Annotated in this window: 14 protein-coding genes; 7 read left to right on the top strand and 7 right to left on the bottom strand. The window is 66.2% G+C overall.

Going from position 1 to position 18,198, the window contains the following annotated elements:
- Positions 1–314: 314 nt before the first annotated feature.
- Entirely contained in the window at positions 315–1,781 is a 1,467-nt protein-coding gene (pyk, locus tag GGR62_RS08670) for a pyruvate kinase (RefSeq protein WP_184407509.1), read from the top strand.
- 504 nt (positions 1,782–2,285) lie between these two features.
- A complete protein-coding gene (locus tag GGR62_RS08665) occupies positions 2,286–3,290 on the top strand; it encodes a class I fructose-bisphosphate aldolase (RefSeq protein ID WP_184407508.1) in 1,005 nt (334 codons plus the stop codon).
- A gap of 501 nt (positions 3,291–3,791) precedes the next feature.
- On the opposite strand, the gene GGR62_RS08660 is transcribed toward GGR62_RS08665, so the two are convergent.
- The 4 genes from GGR62_RS08660 to cobA all read right to left on the bottom strand — a co-directional run bounded on the left by GGR62_RS08660 (position 3,792) and on the right by cobA (position 7,421).
- Positions 3,792–4,331 carry an O-acetyl-ADP-ribose deacetylase gene (locus GGR62_RS08660; protein ID WP_184407507.1) on the bottom strand — a complete coding sequence of 180 codons (540 nt, stop codon included), beginning with the start codon at positions 4,329–4,331 and terminating at the stop codon, positions 3,792–3,794.
- 198 nt (positions 4,332–4,529) lie between these two features.
- Positions 4,530–5,036 (bottom strand): isoprenylcysteine carboxylmethyltransferase family protein, encoded by a 507-nt coding sequence (locus GGR62_RS08655; RefSeq protein ID WP_184407506.1) that lies wholly within the window; start codon positions 5,034–5,036, stop codon positions 4,530–4,532.
- A 203-nt stretch (positions 5,037–5,239) separates the two neighbouring features.
- Positions 5,240–6,199 carry a cysteine synthase A gene (gene cysK / locus GGR62_RS08650; protein WP_184407505.1) on the bottom strand — a complete coding sequence of 320 codons (960 nt, stop codon included), beginning with the start codon at positions 6,197–6,199 and terminating at the stop codon, positions 5,240–5,242.
- A gap of 16 nt (positions 6,200–6,215) precedes the next feature.
- Positions 6,216–7,421: a uroporphyrinogen-III C-methyltransferase gene (gene cobA / locus GGR62_RS08645; protein ID WP_184407504.1), complete on the bottom strand. Its 1,206-nt coding sequence runs from the start codon at positions 7,419–7,421 to the stop codon at positions 6,216–6,218.
- A 162-nt stretch (positions 7,422–7,583) separates the two neighbouring features.
- On the opposite strand from cobA, the gene GGR62_RS08640 reads away from it, so the two are divergent.
- On the top strand, positions 7,584–8,567 hold the full coding sequence (locus GGR62_RS08640) for a LysR family transcriptional regulator (RefSeq protein ID WP_184407503.1): 984 nt from the start codon (positions 7,584–7,586) through the stop codon (positions 8,565–8,567).
- Between the two features lie 168 nt (positions 8,568–8,735).
- Positions 8,736–9,017 (top strand): hypothetical protein, encoded by a 282-nt coding sequence (locus GGR62_RS08635; RefSeq protein WP_184407502.1) that lies wholly within the window; start codon positions 8,736–8,738, stop codon positions 9,015–9,017.
- Between the two features lie 731 nt (positions 9,018–9,748).
- Here GGR62_RS08635 and GGR62_RS08630 read toward each other — a convergent pair.
- Positions 9,749–10,945 carry a GAF domain-containing sensor histidine kinase gene (locus GGR62_RS08630; protein ID WP_184407501.1) on the bottom strand — a complete coding sequence of 399 codons (1,197 nt, stop codon included), beginning with the start codon at positions 10,943–10,945 and terminating at the stop codon, positions 9,749–9,751.
- Positions 10,946–11,236: 291 nt separating this feature from the next.
- Here GGR62_RS08630 and GGR62_RS08625 point away from each other — a divergent pair, with 291 nt between their 5' ends.
- From GGR62_RS08625 to GGR62_RS08615, 3 genes are all read left to right on the top strand, one after another.
- Positions 11,237–11,677 (top strand): DUF2946 family protein, encoded by a 441-nt coding sequence (locus tag GGR62_RS08625; protein WP_184407500.1) that lies wholly within the window; start codon positions 11,237–11,239, stop codon positions 11,675–11,677.
- Positions 11,678–12,097: 420 nt separating this feature from the next.
- Positions 12,098–14,101, top strand: coding sequence for a TonB-dependent receptor (locus tag GGR62_RS08620; RefSeq protein ID WP_184407608.1), 2,004 nt, complete (start codon positions 12,098–12,100; stop codon positions 14,099–14,101).
- Positions 14,101–15,681 carry a PepSY domain-containing protein gene (locus GGR62_RS08615; RefSeq protein WP_184407499.1) on the top strand — a complete coding sequence of 527 codons (1,581 nt, stop codon included), beginning with the start codon at positions 14,101–14,103 and terminating at the stop codon, positions 15,679–15,681. The genes GGR62_RS08620 and GGR62_RS08615 overlap by 1 nt, the downstream gene beginning before the upstream one ends.
- Here GGR62_RS08615 and GGR62_RS08610 read toward each other — a convergent pair whose 3' ends face one another.
- Positions 15,682–16,407, bottom strand: coding sequence for a phosphoadenylyl-sulfate reductase (locus GGR62_RS08610; RefSeq protein ID WP_184407498.1), 726 nt, complete (start codon positions 16,405–16,407; stop codon positions 15,682–15,684).
- Positions 16,404–18,110: an assimilatory sulfite reductase (NADPH) hemoprotein subunit gene (gene cysI, locus GGR62_RS08605; RefSeq protein WP_184407497.1), complete on the bottom strand. Its 1,707-nt coding sequence runs from the start codon at positions 18,108–18,110 to the stop codon at positions 16,404–16,406. Before cysI ends, GGR62_RS08610 begins: the two co-directional genes overlap by 4 nt.
- Positions 18,111–18,198: the final 88 nt, after the last annotated feature.

The following is an 18,198-nucleotide window of genomic DNA, read 5'->3' as shown; positions in this document are numbered from 1 at the left end:
GCCGGATGCCGGCGGATTGATGGCGGTTCTTAAAAAGCACCGTCCGTAGTCACCTCCAGCCACGGACGCGCGTTGCCTGATAATCGCTCGCCACGCGGTGTTGGCCGTTCCGAAGCGTGTGACCTTCACCGCCGCCGCGTTAGGGTGGCAACCCACAGCAACACCCCGCCGCGCCTGGGCGCCGTGCGGAAAGCGTACGTACTGTCCCGCACTGTCTATAGGACATGCCGGAATACGAGGGTGGCTATGCCGCAATGCCATCCTTGGGACGTGACGCGTGTGTTAAGTTTCGCGGCTTTTACAGGGAGGCCACCATGAAAGAACGTCAACGCCGCACCAAGATTCTCGCCACGCTCGGACCGGCGACGGATCCGCCCGGTGTGCTGGAGGCCTTGTTCAAGGCGGGCGTCAACGTGGTGCGCCTCAATTTCAGCCACGGCGACCCGTCCGGCCAGGCCAAGCGCGCGGCCGAAGTGCGCGCGGCCGCCGTGCGCGTCGGCGCCGAGGTCGGCATCCTGGCCGATCTGCCCGGCCCGAAGATCCGCATCGAGCGCTTCGCCGAAGGCAAGATCAAACTCGCCATGGGCGCGCGTTTCGACCTGGTGGCCGATGCCAACGCGCCGGCCGGCGACCAGCACCAGGTCGGCGTCAGCTACCTCGGCCTGCCGCAGGACGTGGCCGCCGGCGATGTGCTGCTGCTCGACGATGGCCTGGTGCAGCTGCAGGTGACCGAAGTGCAGGGGCAGCGCATCGTCACCACCGTGCTCAACGACGGCGTGTTGTCCGATCGCAAGGGCCTGAACAAGCAGGGCGGCGGACTGTCGCTCGGTGCGCTGACCGAGCGCGACAAGGAACTGATCGGCATCGTCGCCAAGATCGGCGTGGACTTCATCGCCGTATCGTTCTGCCGCAACGCCGAAGACATGAACGATGCGCGCCGCATCGCGCGCCAGCACGGCTGCGATGCCGCACTGGTATCCAAGATCGAGCGCACCGAAGCGATCGAAAACCTGGTCGAGATCGTCGAAGCCTCCGACGTGGTGATGGTGGCGCGCGGTGATCTGGGCGTGGAAATCGGCGATGCCGAATTGCCCGGCCTGCAGAAGAAAATCATTCGCGAGTCGCTGGCGCAGAACAAGGTGGTGATCACCGCCACGCAGATGCTGCAGTCGATGGTGGAAAGTCCGATCCCGACCCGCGCCGAAGTGCTCGACGTGGCCAATGCGGTCATCGACGGCACCGACGCGGTGATGCTCTCGGCCGAAACCGCTGCCGGCGCCTACCCGGTGCGTGCGGTGGAAGCGATGGCGCGCATCTGTCTGGGAGCCGAGCGCCAGTTCGAATTCGATACCGATTTCGAAGCGGCGCAACGCAATCTGCAGCGTGCCGACCAGGCGATTGCAATGGCGACCATGTTCCTGTCCGAGCATATCGGTCTGGCCGGTGTGGTCGCGTTGACAGAGTCCGGCGGCACGCCGCGGTACCTGTCGCGCTTCCGTTCCAACATGCCGATCTACGCCTTCACCCGTCACGATGGCGCACGCCGCCATATGGCGATGATGCGCGGCGTGTTCCCGATCAGCTTCGACAGCCGCGGCCTGACCCCGCGCGAAGCTGCGCGTGCGGCGATCCGTCTGCTGGTGGAGAACGAGCGCATGGGTCCTGGCGACCGCGTGGTGTTCACCAGCGGCGAGCACATGGAAACCCATGGCGCCACCAATACCCTGCGTCTGCTGGAAGTGGGCGAGGACGGCCGCGCCAGCGGTCTGGGCGAGCTGTAACGCCCGACGTGTCGCCTGCGCATCTGCCACGGGCGATGCGTGAAGTGACAGGCAAGCGTGAGCGAACGACAACGGCGGCCTGCGGGTCGCCGTTGTGCTGTGTGGTGTTCGGTCCCTGCTGATTGCGCGGTACAGGCGTGGCACGCAGGCGGTCATCCCGTGCGACAACGCGTGGCGCTGCCGACCCATAGCGCGCGTGCCACCACACCAACCTGTCGCAATCCATCTTCGCGGCGGCGTTCATGCAGTCAGGCAGCGCGGTGAGCGCGACCTCGACATGACGTCGTGCCGCCGCACGCCTGCGGCCGATGCAGATGCCCACATCACGGACTGCGACGCCAGCGAAAACGGCAACGCGGCGCATGCCGACCGCAGCGAGGTGCCCGGCCGCACGCATTGCGTCACGCGACATACGTGTAATCGGTTGCAGACATTCCGTGAAGGAATGTCTGCAACTTTCGTCGCTATACTTTCGTTCTCCCCCGCTGCTGCCACAGGAACTACATGAGCATCGAACAGCTTGCCGAAACCGCCCAGGCCATGGTCGCCCCGGGCAAGGGCATCATCGCCATCGACGAATCGACCAGCACGATCGCCAAGCGTTTTGCCAGCGTCGGCATCGAGAACATCGAAGAAAACCGTCGCGCCTACCGCGAACTGCTGCTGACCACGCCCAAGCTGAGCGACTACATCTCCGGCGCCATCCTGTTCGACGAGACCATCCGTCAGAAGACCAAGGACGGCGTGCCGTTTGCCGAGTACATGACTGCCCACGGCATCATTCCCGGCATCAAGGTCGACAAGGGCGCGCAGCCGCTGGCCGGCATGCCGGGCGAGCTGGTCACCGAAGGCCTGGACGGCCTGCGTGCACGGCTTGAGGAGTACTACACGCTGGGCGCGCGTTTCGCCAAATGGCGTGCGGTCATCAACATCGGCGAAGACATTCCGTCCGGCACCTGCATCGAGGCCAACTCGCATGCGCTGGCGCGTTACGCCGCGCTGTGCCAGGAACAGGGCCTGGTGCCGATGGTCGAGCCGGAAGTGATCATGGACGGCAACCACGATATCGAAACCTGCTACGAAGTCACCGAAGCCACGCTGCGTTCGCTGTTCGGCGCACTGTATGAGCAGAATGTCGTGCTCGAAGGCACCATCCTGAAGGCCTCGATGGTCATCTCCGGCAAGGGCTGCGAAGAGCAGGCCGGCATCGAAGAAGTGGCCGAATCCACCGTGATGTGCCTGAAGTCGACCGTGCCGGCGATCCTGCCGGGCATCGTGTTCCTGTCCGGCGGCCAGACCGACGAGCAGTCCACCGCACACCTCAACGAGATGCATCAGCTTGGCAATCTGCCGTGGCCGCTGAGTTTCTCGTATGGCCGCGCCATGCAGCAGGCTGCCCTGGCGCTGTGGGCCAAGGACATGACCGGCAATTACGCCAAGGCGCAGCAGGTCATCTATGAGCGCGCCAAGGAAAACGGCCTGGCCGCGCTGGGCAAGTGGAAGGGCTGATCTTCGGCTGACGCCAGATCGACCGTGATACCAGGACGCCGGCAGCGATGCCGGCGTCTTGCGTTTTGCGCCGACCGATAAGCAAGCGCACCGCATCGGTCGCGCCCCGCCTGCATCCAGGTCAACGTGCGATGTGCGGTGACGTGGCTTTCATCAGGCATCGCACACGGCGTCGTTGCCCGCAGGGACTGGCCTGTGGGCAATGGATATGCGTGGTGGCCGACGCCCGTGGTATTGCGTCGTGCAGCACTTCATTCGCTGCTCGCGGTGGAAGTGAGCGGGTTGGCGATAGACATGGACCGATGGCGCATCGCTCGCTGCCTTCAGCACCGGATGGACAACCGTCTTGCAAGCGCCGCACGACATGCTGTGGCGGTCGCCGAAGATGCGGAATGCTTTGAGAGCAGGTACGCGATGCTCGATTGCGGCCAGCCAGGACGCATGTCTGAAACGCAACGAGCGCCTTGCGGCGCTCGTCGTTTCAACTCTGTGTCGATGCCGTCAGGCAGCATCAGTCTCCTGCATTGCCAAGGCCTGCTGATACGCCTTGAAGGTCGCTTCGTTATAGGCCACCAGCACGATGTGCTTGGGCACCTTGTGCGAGCGTTGCCAATCGCGCGTTTCGGTAACCGCGATACGTGCGGCCTGGTACAGCGGGTAGCCATAAATGCCGCAGCTGATCGCCGGGAATGCGATCGAATGCAGCATCATCTGCTCTGCCAGCTTCAACGATTGCCAGTAGCAGTTGGCGAGTTGTTCCGGCTCATTGTGCTTGCCGTCGCGCCACACCGGGCCAACGGTATGGAACACATGGCGTGCCTTGAGATCGAAGCCGTCGGTGATGCGGATTTCGCCGGTGGGGCAACGTACGCCCGGGCGCACCTGCGGCAATGCTTCGCAGGCTTCCAGCAAGCGCGGGCCGGCCGCACGATGGATGGCACCATCGACGCCGCCACCGCCCAGCAATGATTCATTGGCGGCGTTGACGATGACGTCCACGTCGAGTTCTGTGATGTCGCCTTGCCAGACTTCAATTCTCATGGCGTGATAATTATGGGATTTGCATGATGGGGGCGTGATGGGTAAGCACTGCGGAGCATGCACGCTATTGCCCATTCATCTCATGCGCTGCGACTGCCGGGCGGGCGCTGTTTCTGTGTCGTCGGCCAGCGGCATCAACGCGCTGCGGTGATCGTTCCGCTCAATCGCCAGGCAGGTGTCTTGGCACCCTCCGCGCTCCTACAACCAGCGTCGGACGCGCAGGCAGTAGTCGTTGTAATGGCGGCCGAATTCGGTGCGCAGACGCGCTTCTTCAAATGGGATGACGTACAGCTGCAAGGCCAACCACGGCAGCGGCAAGACCGCGACCGCCCACAGCAACCCTAGCTGCAGGCACAGACCGACGTAGCTCAGCACCAGTGCCAGGTACATCGGGTTACGGGTGAAGCGATACGGGCCATCCAGCACCAGCCGCGATGGGTGTCCGCTGGGCATGATGGTGGTGCGCCGCCGCGCGAACAGGATGAAGCAACTCACTGCCAATGCCAGCCCCAGGCTGGCAATCACGCCACCTGCCAATTCGATCCAGGCCAATGGCGTGGGTGCGGGCAAGGGCAGGTCCAACATGCGTTGCAGCCAGGCGCCCAGACCCAGCGCCAGCGCGAAGTGCACAGGGGAGGTGATCTTGACCAGCCATGGTGCGCGCCAGGCGCGGCTGTTGCTGTGTCCATACGGCCTGTTGCTCACAACGTCTCTCCCTGCATGAGGGTCGCCATCCTAACGTTTCCTTGACATGCACGTCAGTGTGCGCGTGCCGTTCTGCGCAGGGTGTGGCAGCCAATGGCTTGCGAAATCCTGTAGCGCCCGGCGTGCCTGCCTTTCTACCGGGCGCATGAAAAAGGCCGCGTCCAATGCGCGGCCTTGGCGATGCAGACAGACGCGGCGAGCGATCAGGGCAGGCCGGCCAGCCAGTCGTCGTCGGAGCCTTCGTTGATGTCGGCGAACAACGGGGTGGAGAAATACCGCTCGCCGGTATCGGGCAGCATCGCCAGCACCACCGCGCCGGGCACTGCGCTGTCGGCCACGCGCAGTGCGGTGGCGACGGTGGCGCCGCCGGAAATGCCGGTGAAGATGCCTTCTTCGGCGGCCAGGCGGCGGGCCACGCTGATCGCGTCGGTGTCTTCCACGCTCAGCACTTCATGCGCGACGTCGCGATTGAGTACTTCCGGCACGAAATCCGGGGTCCAGCCCTGGATCTTGTGCGGCTTCCAGTCCTGGCCCTGCAGTAATGCAGCGCCGGCCGGCTCGGTGGCGGTGATGCGCACCTCGGGGCGGGCCACGCGCAGCACTTCGCCCACGCCGGTGAGCGTGCCGCCGGTGCCCCAGCCGGTAACGAAATGGTCCAGCCGGTGGCCGGCGAAGTCGCGCAGGATTTCAGCGGCGGTGGTGTTGCGGTGATAGGCGGGATTGGCCGGATTGGCGAACTGGCTGGCCAGGAACCACCCGTGTTCCTCGGCCAGTTCCTTGGCCCTGCGCACCATGCCGCTGCCACGCTCGGCGGCCGGGGTCAGGATGACCTTGGCGCCGTAGGCGCGCATCAGCTTGCGGCGCTCGATGGAGAAGGTTTCCACCATGGTGGCGACGAACTTGTAGCCGCGCGCGGCGGCCACCATCGCCAGCGCCACGCCGGTGTTGCCGGAGGTGGCTTCGACAATGGTGTCGCCGGGCTTGAGCAGGCCGCGCTGTTCGGCATCGAGGATGATCGCCAGCGCCAGGCGGTCCTTGACCGAGCCGCCCGGATTGAACGACTCGACCTTGACGTACAGGGTCACGTGCTCGGGCGCGAGGCGATGGAGTTTGACCACCGGGGTGCGGCCGATGGTGTCGAGGATGTTGTCGTACAGGGCCATGGGGTCTCCGTCGGAATCAGGCTGCGTGGGCAAGTGTGGGCGCGTGGGGCGTTGCGATGGGTGAGTGCAGCAGCGGGGGACCGGTCAACGGCGGCGCGCCGTACCAATGCAAGCTGGCGGCCAGCCCGGCGACCTCGCCCAGGATCAGCAAGGCCGGGGCGCGCACGGCGTGCTGCTGCGCGGTGACGGCCAGGCTGGCGAGGGTGCCGGTGACCACGCGTTGCTGCGGGCGCGAGCCGTTTTCCACCAGCGCGAAGGGTGTGGTGGGCGCGCGGCCGGCCTGTAGCAGACGTTGCTGGATGCCCTCCAGGCCGGCCACGCCCATGTAGAACGCCAGCGTCTGGTGCTCCTGGCCGAGCGCCTGCCAGTCCAGCGTGTCCAGCGAATCCTTGCAGTGCGCGGTGATCAGCCGCAGCGATTGCGCGTGGTCGCGATGGGTGAGCGGAATGCCGGCGTAGGCGGCGCAGGCGATGGCGGCGGTGATGCCGGGGACGACCTGGAAGCCGATGCCGTGCGCGCGCAGGAATTCCAGCTCTTCGCCGCCACGGCCGAACACGAACGGGTCGCCGCCCTTGAGCCGGACCACCCGACGCCCGGCGCGCGCATGTTCGAGCATCAGCGCATGGATCTGCTCCTGGCGGGTGCTATGGCCTTGCGCGGCCTTGCCGACTTCCACGCAGAGCGCGCCGCGACGGGCCAGGCGCAGGATCTGCGGGCTGACCAGGCGGTCGTGGAGCACGACGTCGGCCTGGCGGAGCGCGCGCAAGGCGTGGCGCGTGAGCAGGCCGGGGTCGCCAGGGCCGGCGCCGACCAGGGTCACGCTGCCAGGGGACACTGTGCCGACGGCAGTGCGGTACGTGGGGGCGCGCGGTGGCGTGGACGCGGTGACGGCTGGCGTGGCGTCATGGGTGAGCAGGCGGTGCGCGCTTGCCGCAGCGCGTAGCGCGTCATTGAGTTCCCCGGCCTCGCTGGCGGCGATCGCCAGCCACACCGGTTGCTCGGGCAGTGCCAGCCATGCCGGGTCGAACCGCCCTGCCAGCCAGCGCAACTGCCCGGCCTGTGCCCAACGGCGCAGTTGCGGGGTGAGTTCCGGTGCGCCCACCAGCGGCAGCGCGCCGGCCTGCAACAGGTTGGCGGTGGCGCGCTCGGCCTCGGCGCCGCCGCCGATCACCAGGACGGCACGGCCACGCAAGTCGGCAAGAAGCGGGAACACAGAGGGCACGGCCATAGCATCGAAAGGACAGGGCCAGACCGTAACGCCGGCATATAGCGGTCGGAAATGACTTCATGCGCCCTGAAAATAGCGTTCGGTTATAAGCTGGCCGGTAGAACTCCTCTACAGTCGAGCCCCTGTAGCGCCTCGCGCTTTTTTGGATATAAGCCCATGACGCTGACCCAACTTCGTTACCTGGTGGCCATCGCCGATGCCGAGCTCAACATCACGCTCGCCGCTGCGCGGGTGCATGCCACCCAGCCCGGGCTGTCCAAGCAACTCAAGCAGCTGGAGGACGAGCTGGGCTTTCTGCTGTTCGTGCGCAAGGGCCGCAGCCTGGATGCGGTGACGCCGGCCGGCATGGAGGTGATCGAGCGCGCGCGCGCGGTGCTGTCGGAAGCCAACAACATCCGCACCTATGCGGCCAACCAACGTCGCGAGAGCCAGGGCCAGCTGACCCTGACCACCACCCACACCCAGGCGCGCTTCGTGCTGCCGCCGGCGGTGGCGCAGATCAAGCACGCCTATCCGCAGGTGAGCGTGCATCTGCAACAGGCGGCCGAAAGTGCGGCGCTGGATCTGCTCAGCCAGGGCGATGCCGACATCGCGGTGGTCAGCACCGCCGGTAGCGAACCCGGTGCCGGCATCGCCGTACCGTTGTACCGCTGGCGGCGGTTGGTGATCGTGCCGCGCGGCCATCCGCTGGATCAGGTGCGCACCGCGCCGGACATGCAGGCGCTGTCGCAGCACCCCTTGATCAGCTACGAATCCTCCACCCGGCCGGGTTCGTCGCTGCAGCGCGCGTTCGCGCAGGTCGGGCTGGAGCCGAGCATCGCGTTGACGGCGCTGGATGCCGATTTGATCAAGACTTACGTGCGCGCGGGGCTGGGCGTGGGCCTGGTCGCGGAGATGGCGGTCAGCGCCAGCGACGAGGACCTGCGCGCCTGGCCGGCACCGGCGCCGATCGCCGAGTGCATCGCCTGGGCGGTGCTGCCGCGCGACCGTGTGCTGCGCGACTACGCGCTGGATTTGGTGCATGTGCTGGCGCCCCAGATCGACAAGCGCGACCTGCGCCGCGTGCTGGACGGCAACCAGGCCCCGGCCTGGCCGCTGCCCCCGACCTGGGAATCGCTGACCCAGACGATTACCAGCTGAGTGCGGTTGCGTGTGCGGGCGCGACTGCGCAGCCGCACGGGTTGCGCGGCTCGGGTCCGACGCCCGCAGGCACTGCAGACTCGTACACTGCACTTCCAACGTGCGGCGCGCTCCCGTTTCAGCGCTGCCCACGCATACCGCCCTGTCAGCCCCGAGGCACTGCCACCGATGAACGAGACACTGCGCCCGCCGCTGAGCAGGCTGTGGTCGCCCGACCAGGACGGCGGCATGTCGTTGCAGCTGTCGGCCACCGTGGATGGGCGCGAGCACGCGGTGCTGACCGTCGTGGCCGATGCGCAGGACGAATCGCTGTGGATCGCGCTGCCTGCCGGCGGCACGCAGGTACAGATTCCACTGGCCGTATTGCGGCAGGTGCTGGAGGTGGCGGCAGAAGAGGTGCACTCGGCGGCATGGTTCGCGCGTCAGGATGCGGACGATTTCGAGGCCTGAGGTGCGGGGATTCGGGAGTGGGGGAGTGGGGGTTACGAGAGCCAGGGCATGCGGCTCCGTCGATCGGCGTGGAGACGGAACCGCTGCTGCGATCCTTGGCCTCCCGCCTCCCGCCTCCCGCCTCCCGCCTCCCGAATCCCGAATCCCGAATCCCGAATCCCGAATCCCGAATCCCGAAATTGCTGCGCCGCAGCGTGTTCGCTCTGAAGAAAATCCATTGCGATCAAGGGGATGCGTGCGTCGCTTGGCGAGTGAGGAGCCTTGCTGTCGGTGATTTTCCCCTACCCATGTCAGGGCCGCCGGGCCGGCGTCATCGACGTCCATCAAGTTGGGCGTGGCGCTGTCGTAAATACTTATAGCAGCCATAACACGACACTTTCAGACGTCTAGGGGTGGACGGCGCAGGACCGGCAATGCAGAGAGCGCAGGGTCGGTCGGTTTGGGTGTCGTCGAGGGTTGCTAGCGCTGTCGCATCATCGTTGCGCGAGGCTGCGCGACGACGCGGCTGGCGCACCCGGGTCCCTGGGGAGAGGCCTGGCGTGCTTGGCGGCGGATCCAGGTCGGGAGCCTGGATCCGCCTTTTTTTTGCGCGACATGACGTCGGCGCCACGATGCCGTCGGTCTGTCGCCAACGTGGCCGCCGTGCGAGCGGCATGCCGCGCCGGAATACCACAGTGGCCCTGCGCAACCGCTTGGCGCGCCGCCGTGCGCACCGCTGGAAACGCCTGGACTCAGGCCAGCGGGATACGCACCGAGAAACAGGTGCCACCCTGCGCACGCGCGCGGACATCGATCTCGCAGCCGAGCGTTTCGGCGGTGCGGTGCACGATCCACAGCCCGATGCCGAGCCCGTCGCTACGCGGGTCGGCCTGGCGGAATGCCTGGAACACCTGCTCGGGCTGATCCAGATTCAAACCGATGCCGCTGTCGATGATTTCCACCACCGCATGGCCGGGCCGGCGCCGGGTGCCGACCAGCACGCGTCCGCGCTCGGTGTACTTGATGGCATTGCCGACCAGGTTGCCGATCAAGGTGGTCAGCAAGGTGGGGTGGCTGCGCACACGTAGCGAGGTGGGCACATGGCGCAGCGACAGACCCTTGTCGATCGCCGGTTGCCGCCACACCCCCAGCACCGCATGTACGACATCTTCCAGCGGGATCGACTGCATATCCGGTGTGGCGGTCTTGCTGGCTGCCGCCAGCGTGGCCAGCTCGTCCAGGCTGCGCGCCACCAGGCCGATGGCGTCGCGTGCGGTCACCAGGTTCGGAATGGATTCGACATTGGCATGCCGGCGCATCTTGTCGATGGCGTAGGCGGCAGTGCGCAGCGGGGTCTTCAGGTCATGCCCGGCGATGGCCATCAGGCGGCTGCGGTAGCGATCGGACTCTTCGGCAAGCAGCAGCGCGCGGCGCAGTTCCAGCTGCGCCATGGTCTGGCGTGCCAGCGCCTTCAGCGCTTCGACCTGTTCGTCGGTGAGTTGGCGCGGTTGCCGGTCCAGCACGCAGACCGTGCCCAACGGCAGGCCGTCGGCGGTTTTGAGCAGTGCGCCGGCATAGAAATACAGCGGCGATTCGCCGGTGACCAGCGGGTTGCGCGCAAAGCGAACGTCGCGGCGCGTGTCGGGCACCACCAGCACGTCGTTGTCCAGCAGCGCATGCGCGCACATCGACTTGAACAGTGGCGTCTCGCGCTCGCCCATGCCGCGCTCGCTCTTGAACCACTGGCGGTCGGCGTCCACCAGGCTGATCAGGGCGATCGGGGTCTGGCAGATGATCGACGCCAGCCGGGTGATGTCCTCAAAGGCCGCCTCACGGGGGGTATCGAGAATGCCGTAACTACGTAGCGCCTGCAGACGCATCGCTTCGCTGGGCGGTTTTGGCGCGCAGGGAAGCGGCTCAGCCGCTGGATCGGACAGGACGATGCTCATGCGCGCGCAGGATGCGAAAAAAGAGAGCGATAAGCATAGGGCATGGACAGGCCCGGCATGTGTGCACGGTCACGCCCGCAATGGGAACTGTGACCGCCAGCGCGGGCAACCGGGCGCGAGCGCATATCGGTGATGACGCATGGTGTGTGGCGGTCCGGTGGATAGTGCTGGGCTGAAGGAATGGGTAGGGCACTGCAGCTGGCCACGCAGGCCGTCGGCGGGGTGCGACATCTGGTCGCGTCTCCGGCCGCGCCCATCGCGCCTGCGGTATCGGCGGCTTACACTCGCCCGATGCGTTCGCTGCGTGACCACCGTTGGCTGCACCTGCTTGCCTTTCTGGCGGTGGCGCTGATGCTGGTGGCGCCGCTGATCAGCCGCTGGAGCCAGGCGCGGCCCTCCGAGCCGATGTGCGTAAGCGCGCCGGAACAGGCCGCCGGCGCGCTGCACGCCGGTCATCCGGCCATGACGATGCAGCCTGTGGCGTCCCAGTACGACAGCGCGCCAGCGATCCGGCAACACGCCGGTGACCACGACGCGGCCACGCACGGCCAAGCCTGCGATTACTGCGGACTGGCTGCGCGCCTGCTGCCATGGCTGGCGCTGGTGGTGCTGTGCCTGCTGCAACTGCGGCCATCGCCGGTTGCGGTACACGTCAAGACGCGGACGTGGTCGGCCCTGCGCTGGGCTGGCCTTGGGGCACGCGGGCCGCCGCTGCACGCTCGGCACGTGTGATTCCCTTTGAGGTGGGTGCGAAGCGGCCCGTGACGCGTTGAGATGACGCGTACCGCAGTTTCGACGCGCTACAGGGCGATTGCCGGTAGGTGGTCGTTGGCGGCACGCGGCGTGCACTGCGTCTGCGTTGGCGGCCAGCCAACGTCGGCGGCACGCGGCACCGGTCTGGTCCCGTTGCCGGCCGATGCATCGCCTCTCAACCGGCATCACACGCGCCACGTCTTGCCCCAGTGCGAGCGTTTGTTCCATCCATCGTGACCATAAAGGCCCGCAAGCTCGGCCTGCAGGCACGTCAGGGAAGGGCGACGCGTTCCCCGATCGAGTGATGCCCGTGCCCGCCGCAGTCGCTGCGGTGCACGGCGGTGGTGCCGTGCCGGCACGGCAAAGGGTTTGGTCATGCGTTTACGGTTGTTGAAAACGATGTGGTACGCGCCGTCGTTGGCGCTGGTGTGGGGCCCGGCCTGCGGTGTGCAGGCGCAGGATGCGGCGTTGACGCTGGGCAAGGTGCAGGTGAGCGCGCAGGCCCAGCGCAGCCCGAGTACGGCGCGCGTGCTGAGTTCGGTGGATGTGATCGGTGGCGAGCTGCTGCACGATCAACACGTGGACTACAGCTGGGAATTGCTGATGCGTGCGCCGGGTGTGCAGGTGACCCAGTTCCGGATGGGCACCGATGCGGGGCGGTTTTCGTTCCGCGGTTTCAATGGCGAAGGGCGTATCAATGCGGTGAAGCTGCTGATCGACGGTATTCCCAGCAACGACAACGCGGGCGGTATGCCGTATCTGGATGCGGTGTTTGCGCAGGACATCAGCGCGATCGAGATCGTGCGCGGCACCAACGATGCGCGTTATGGCTTGAACGCAATCGCCGGCAGTGTGGATGTGCTGACGCGTACCGGCGGCAACGATGGCCGCTTGAGCGTCACCGGCGGTAGCTTCGGTGCGCGCGAGGTGCAGCTGAGCAAGGGCATCGAACACGGTGCGTGGAGTCAGAACTATGTGCTTGCCTGGCGCGACTCCGATGGTTACCGCGACCATGCCGACGCCCGCAAACGCAGCGTCGCAGGCAAGTGGTTCTACACCGACCCCGATGGCGCGTTTCGTGCCGGGCTGACCACGCGTTACTTCGATAACCACGCGCTGGAAGCCGGCTATCTGGATGCGGCCACCGCACGTGCGGCGCCACGCAGTTCGCCGACCTATGCGCAAGACGATCGCAGCGAGCGCCGAGTGCGGCAGACCGCGTTGCATGCCGATGGCACGCTGGCTGCCGATGCGCAATGGAGCGCGAAGGCCTACCAGAACGACTACCGCAATCAGCGTTGGGTACGGTTTTCCGAAGCGGGTTTGCAGCAGGAACGCGATACCGATGAAACCCATCGCGGGCTGTTGTTGCGCGGCAACTGGCAACCGGCGTGGGGCGCGCTGGCCGCCAAGCTCGAAGCCGGCGTGGATGCGCAGTGGCAGGACAACCAGTCGCAGCGTTACCGCACTGCGGCACGTGTGCGCGGTGCCCAATTGCGCGATTGGGATTACGACCTGCGTACACGCGGCGCCTATGTACAGGCGGTGCTGACACCGCTTGCGCGCCTGCAGTTGGTGCCGGGCTATCGCATCGATCGCGTCGATGGCGAACTGCACGATATCCTCGCCGGCCTGTACGCACCCACCTACGACTACGGCACGATCAAGCAGCCCAAGTTCAGTGCCAGCTATCAACTGGCCGAGCAGAGCAGCGTGTACGCGAACTGGGGCCGCACGTTTCAGATCGGCAGTGGCGATGGTGCGTATCGGCGCCAGCCAGGCAACCTGGGGCCATCGATCAACGACGGTTGGGAGGCCGGCTTCAAGTTCGCGCCATCGGCGCTGCTGGATGGACGCGTGGCGTACTGGGAGCAACGCGCCTCCGGCGAAGTGGCGACCATTCTGGGCGTGAACGGGGTTGCCGGCGTCGGCGATGTCGCCAACGTCGGACGCACGTTGCGGCGCGGCTGGGATGCGCAAGTGAATCTGCAACCGGCCGAACACTGGCGTGCGTGGATGTCGTATTCGCGGCAGAAGGCCAGCATCGCCACACCCGACCCCAGCGCGCCGGCCACGCGCGGCAAGGAGATCGAAAACGTGCCGCACTGGCTGGCGACCGCCGGGCTTGAGTGGCAGCTCAATCCGGCGGTGCAGTTGAGCGCGTGGGGCAATGCGCAAGGCGACTACTACCTGGAACGCAGCAATACGCTGGGCCGCACCGGTGGCTACGCCTTGCTCAATCTGGGCGCGCGCTGGACGCTGAATGCGCGTCATGCGCTCAGTGCGCAGCTGCGTAACGTCACCGACCGCGCGTATGTGTACGCCTGGTACGACAGCGGCAGTTCCGGCTATTCGCCAGGCGATGGGCGTGCGCTGTCGCTGTCGTGGGACTGGAGCTTCTGATGCGCGTATCGACGGCAGAGGGCGCGCGTGCGCAGACGAGCCAGGACAGCCGCTGGCGCTTCTATCGCGCGGTGTGGCGCTGGCATTTCTACGCCGGTCTGCTGGTGCTGCCCTTCATCATCTGGCTGGCGCTGACCGGTGCGGCGTTTCTGTACCAGGATGCGATCGATCGCAGCGTGCATCATGCGTTGAAAGTCGTGCCGGTGGGCGAGGTGCGCGTCTCCGCGCAGCGCTTGGTCGATGCGGCGCAGCGCCGCTATGGCGGCACGGTGTTTCGCTACACCACGCCCAGGCAGGCAGATGCCAGCGCCGAAATCGGCTTGGTCGATGCGCATGGTGTGCGCCAGGTGGCCTATGTCGATCCGTATCGTGCACGCGTGCTCGGTACGTTGCCCGAGCATGGCACCCTGGCCTGGACGATCCGTCGGTTGCACAGTCTTGAGTTGATCGGGCCATTTGCGCGCGGGCTGATCGAGATGGCGGCGGGTTGGGCGATCGTGCTGGTGCTGACCGGCGTGTATCTGTGGTGGCCGCGCGGGCGCCGTGGCGGGGTGGTCAGCGTGCGCGGCAAGCCGGCGCAGCGGCTGTTCTGGCGCGACCTGCATGCGGTCACCGGTGCGGGCGTTGGCGCGGTATTGCTGTTCCTAGCGCTGACCGGAATGCCGTGGTCGTGGCTGTGGGGCGCGCAGGTCAATCGCTGGGTCAATGGGCATGATTTCGGGTATCCGGCCGGTCTGCGGGTGCAGCAGCCGATGTCGGAGCAGCGGCTGGTCGATACCACCGATCCGGCGTGGTCGTTGCGGCAGGCGCGCGTCCCGGAGTCTGGCGTGCCGGGACGTGGGCCTGGCGCGCAGGAGGAACGCTTGCATGACGGGCAAGCGGGCGGGTCGCAGGCGGATGCGATGCGTGCGGCCGATCGTCATTCCACACCCCGCTTCGCGCTAGCAGAACACTCGGAACATTCGGAGCACTTGGAACATTCGGAACATTCGCAGCCCACTGAAGGCGCAGAGCACACAGAACATGCAGCTCACGGTGGCGTCGGCAGTGTCGCTGCGCCGGGGATTGGCGCGATTGGGCTGGATGCGGCGATGGCACGCTTCGATGCGCTCGGCATCGTGCCGGGCTATAGCGTGTCGCCGCCGCGTGGCGCGACCGGCGTGTATACCGCCTCGGTATATCCAGCCGACCTGCAACGTCAGCGGGTGATCCATCTGGACCAATACAGCGGGGCGGTGCTGCTCGACATGACTTACGGCGACTACGGTCCGGTGGGGCGCGCGCTGGAATGGGGCATCAATGTGCATCTGGGCCAGCAATACGGCACTGCCAATCAACTGATCCTGCTGTTGGCCTGCGCGGCGATCGTGCTGCTGTGCGTGAGCGCAGCGGTGATGTGGTGGAAACGTCGCCCGGTCGGTGGACTGGGCGTGCCGCCATTGCCGGCCGATCCGCGCACGCTGCGCGGTCTGATGCTGGCACTGGTGATCTGCGGGCTGATCTTCCCGCTGGTCGGTGCATCGTTGCTGCTGATGTGGCTGCTGGATCGGTACTGGTTCGGCCGGATGCAGCGCGGTTGATCAGATGTCTTCGTGGATGCCGCACTCGCGCTTCAGCCCGAAGAAGCGCGTGTCTTCTTCGCGCATGCCCGGTTCCCAGCGGCGGGTGGTGTGGAAGTCGCCGATCGACACGTAGCCTTGTTCCCACAGCGGGTGATACGGCAGGTCGTGCGCCTGCAGGTATTGCCACACGTCGCGGTCGGTCCAGTCGGCGATCGGGCTGATCTTGTAGCGCTCGCCACGCTTCTGCACGATCGGCGTCTGTGCGCGTCCACCGGACTGGCTACGGCGCAAGCCGGTGAACCAGGTGCCGACGTTGAGCTCGTCCAGGGCGCGCCGCATCGGCTCGACCTTGCGCAGATTGTTGTACTGATCGATCCCCACCATGCCTTGTTCCCACAAGCGACCATGGCGCGCCTCCATCCAGGCACGGCTGACCAGCGGGCGATACACCTTGAGGTTGAGCTTGAGGCGGTCGGCCAGCGTGTCGGCGAAGCGGTAGGTTTCCGGGAACAGGTAGCCGGTGTCGATCAGGATCACCGGAATGTCGGGGCGCTGCTGGGTGAGCAGGTGCAGCGTGACCGCCGATTGCGCGCCGAAGCTGGACGACAGCGCCGCGTCCTGCGGGCCGTGCTGCAACGCCCAGGCCACGCGTTCGTCGGCACGCAGGCCTTCCAGCTGCGCGTTGAGTGTGTCCAGGTCGTCCAGCGCGGAAAGTGCGATCGATGCAGCTGGCAGCGCGGTCATGCGAGCAATTCCAGGTCGAGGTGACGGTGCGTGGGATAGGGCGGCAGGGCGATCAGGCCACGGCGATGCAGGAAATCGCCGAAGCCTTCGTCGCCGGCCTGGTCGCGTTCGGCCGCATAGCGGGCCAGCAATAGCTCCAGTTCCGCGAGGATCTCCGCTTCGGTGATGTTTTCGCGGTACAGCGTGTTCAAGCGCTGGCCACGGCGATCGCCGCCGAGCATCAGGTTGTAGCGCCCCGGGGCTTTGCCGACCAGCGCGATCTCGGCCAAATACGGGCGCGAGCACCCATTCGGGCAACCGGACAGGCGCAACACAATTGGGGTGTCGGCCAAGCCGTGCCGCTCCAGCAGCGGCTGCAAGGCCGCGCTGAAGTCGGGCAGATACCGCTCGGCTTCGGCCATCGCCAGGCCGCAGGTGGGCAGCGCCACGCAGGCCATCGCGCCACGCGCCAGCGCGGTGGGTGCGCGATTGCCGGCATCCAGGCCGTGTTGCGCAACCAGGGCATCGACGCGCGCGCGTGCGTCGGCCGGTATGCCGGCGATGACCAGGTTCTGGTTGGGCGTCATGCGGAATTGCCCAACGTTCAATTGCGCAATCGCGCGCAGGCCGCTCAGATGCGCAACGGTGTCGGTATCGGCGATGCGCCCGGCCGGCAGCGACAGGGTCAGGTGCCACAGCCCGTGTTCGCCCTCGACCCAGCCATAACGATCGCCGTTGTGCTCGAAGGCGAACGGCCTTGCAGGTTGCAGCGCAAAGCCTGCACGCCGTTCGATCTCGGCCACGATGGTGTGCAGGCCGTGATCGTCGATGGTGTACTTGAAGCGCGCGCGTTTTCGTACCGCCCGGTTGCCGAAGTCGCGCTGGGTGGTGACCACGGCGGTGGCGACATCCAGCAGCTGATCGCGGCTGACAAACCCAATGACATTGGCCACGCGCGGCCAGGTTTCCGCATCGCCGTGGCTGGCGCCCATGCCGCCGCCGATGCTGACGTTGTAGCCGAGCAACTCACCCGCGTGCAGGATCGCGATAAAGCCCAGGTCGTTGGCGAACACGTCCACATCGTTGAGCGGCGGTGCGGCGAAACCGATCTTGAACTTACGCGGCAGATAGCGGTCGCCGTAGATCGGTTCCTCTTCACTGCCGGAGCCGGATACACGTTCTTCGTCCAGCCAGATCTCGTAATACGCCCGGGTGTTGGGCAACAGGTGCTCGGACACCCGCGCGGCATCGGCATACAGCGTGGCATGCGCCTGCGACAGCAGCGGGTTGGCGGCCACTTGCACATTGCGATTGACATCGCCGCAGGCGGCCAGTGTATCGATCAAGGTCGCGTTGATCGCCTGCATGGTCGCCTTGAGTTCGCGCTTGATCACGCCATGGAACTGGAATGCCTGGCGGGTGGTGATGCGCAGCGAGTGATTGGCGTACCGCGTAGCGATGCCATCCAGCGCCAGCCACTGCGTGGGCGAGATCACCCCGCCCGGCGTGCGCGTGCGGATCATGAACTGATACGCCGGTTCGAGCTTCTGCCGACGCCGCTCATCGCGGATATCGCGATCGTCCTGCTGGTAGCTGCCGTGGTACTTGATCAGCGTCTGATCGTCCTCGCGCAACGCGCCGGTCACCGCATCGGCCAGGCTCTGTTCCAGCGACCCGCGCAGACGGCGACTTTCGGATTTGATGTCTTCGACGGAATGGGTCATGGGAATCGGGAATGGGGAATAGGGAATCGTAAAAAGCTGGCTGGTCTGCCGGAAAAACTCAGGTGCGGGCTGTACCGATTCCCGATTC

Source organism: Xanthomonas sp. 3075 (genome assembly GCF_014197275.1).
Lineage (GTDB): Bacteria > Pseudomonadota > Gammaproteobacteria > Xanthomonadales > Xanthomonadaceae > Xanthomonas > Xanthomonas campestris_B.
This window is presented reverse-complemented; position numbering and strand designations above follow the sequence as displayed.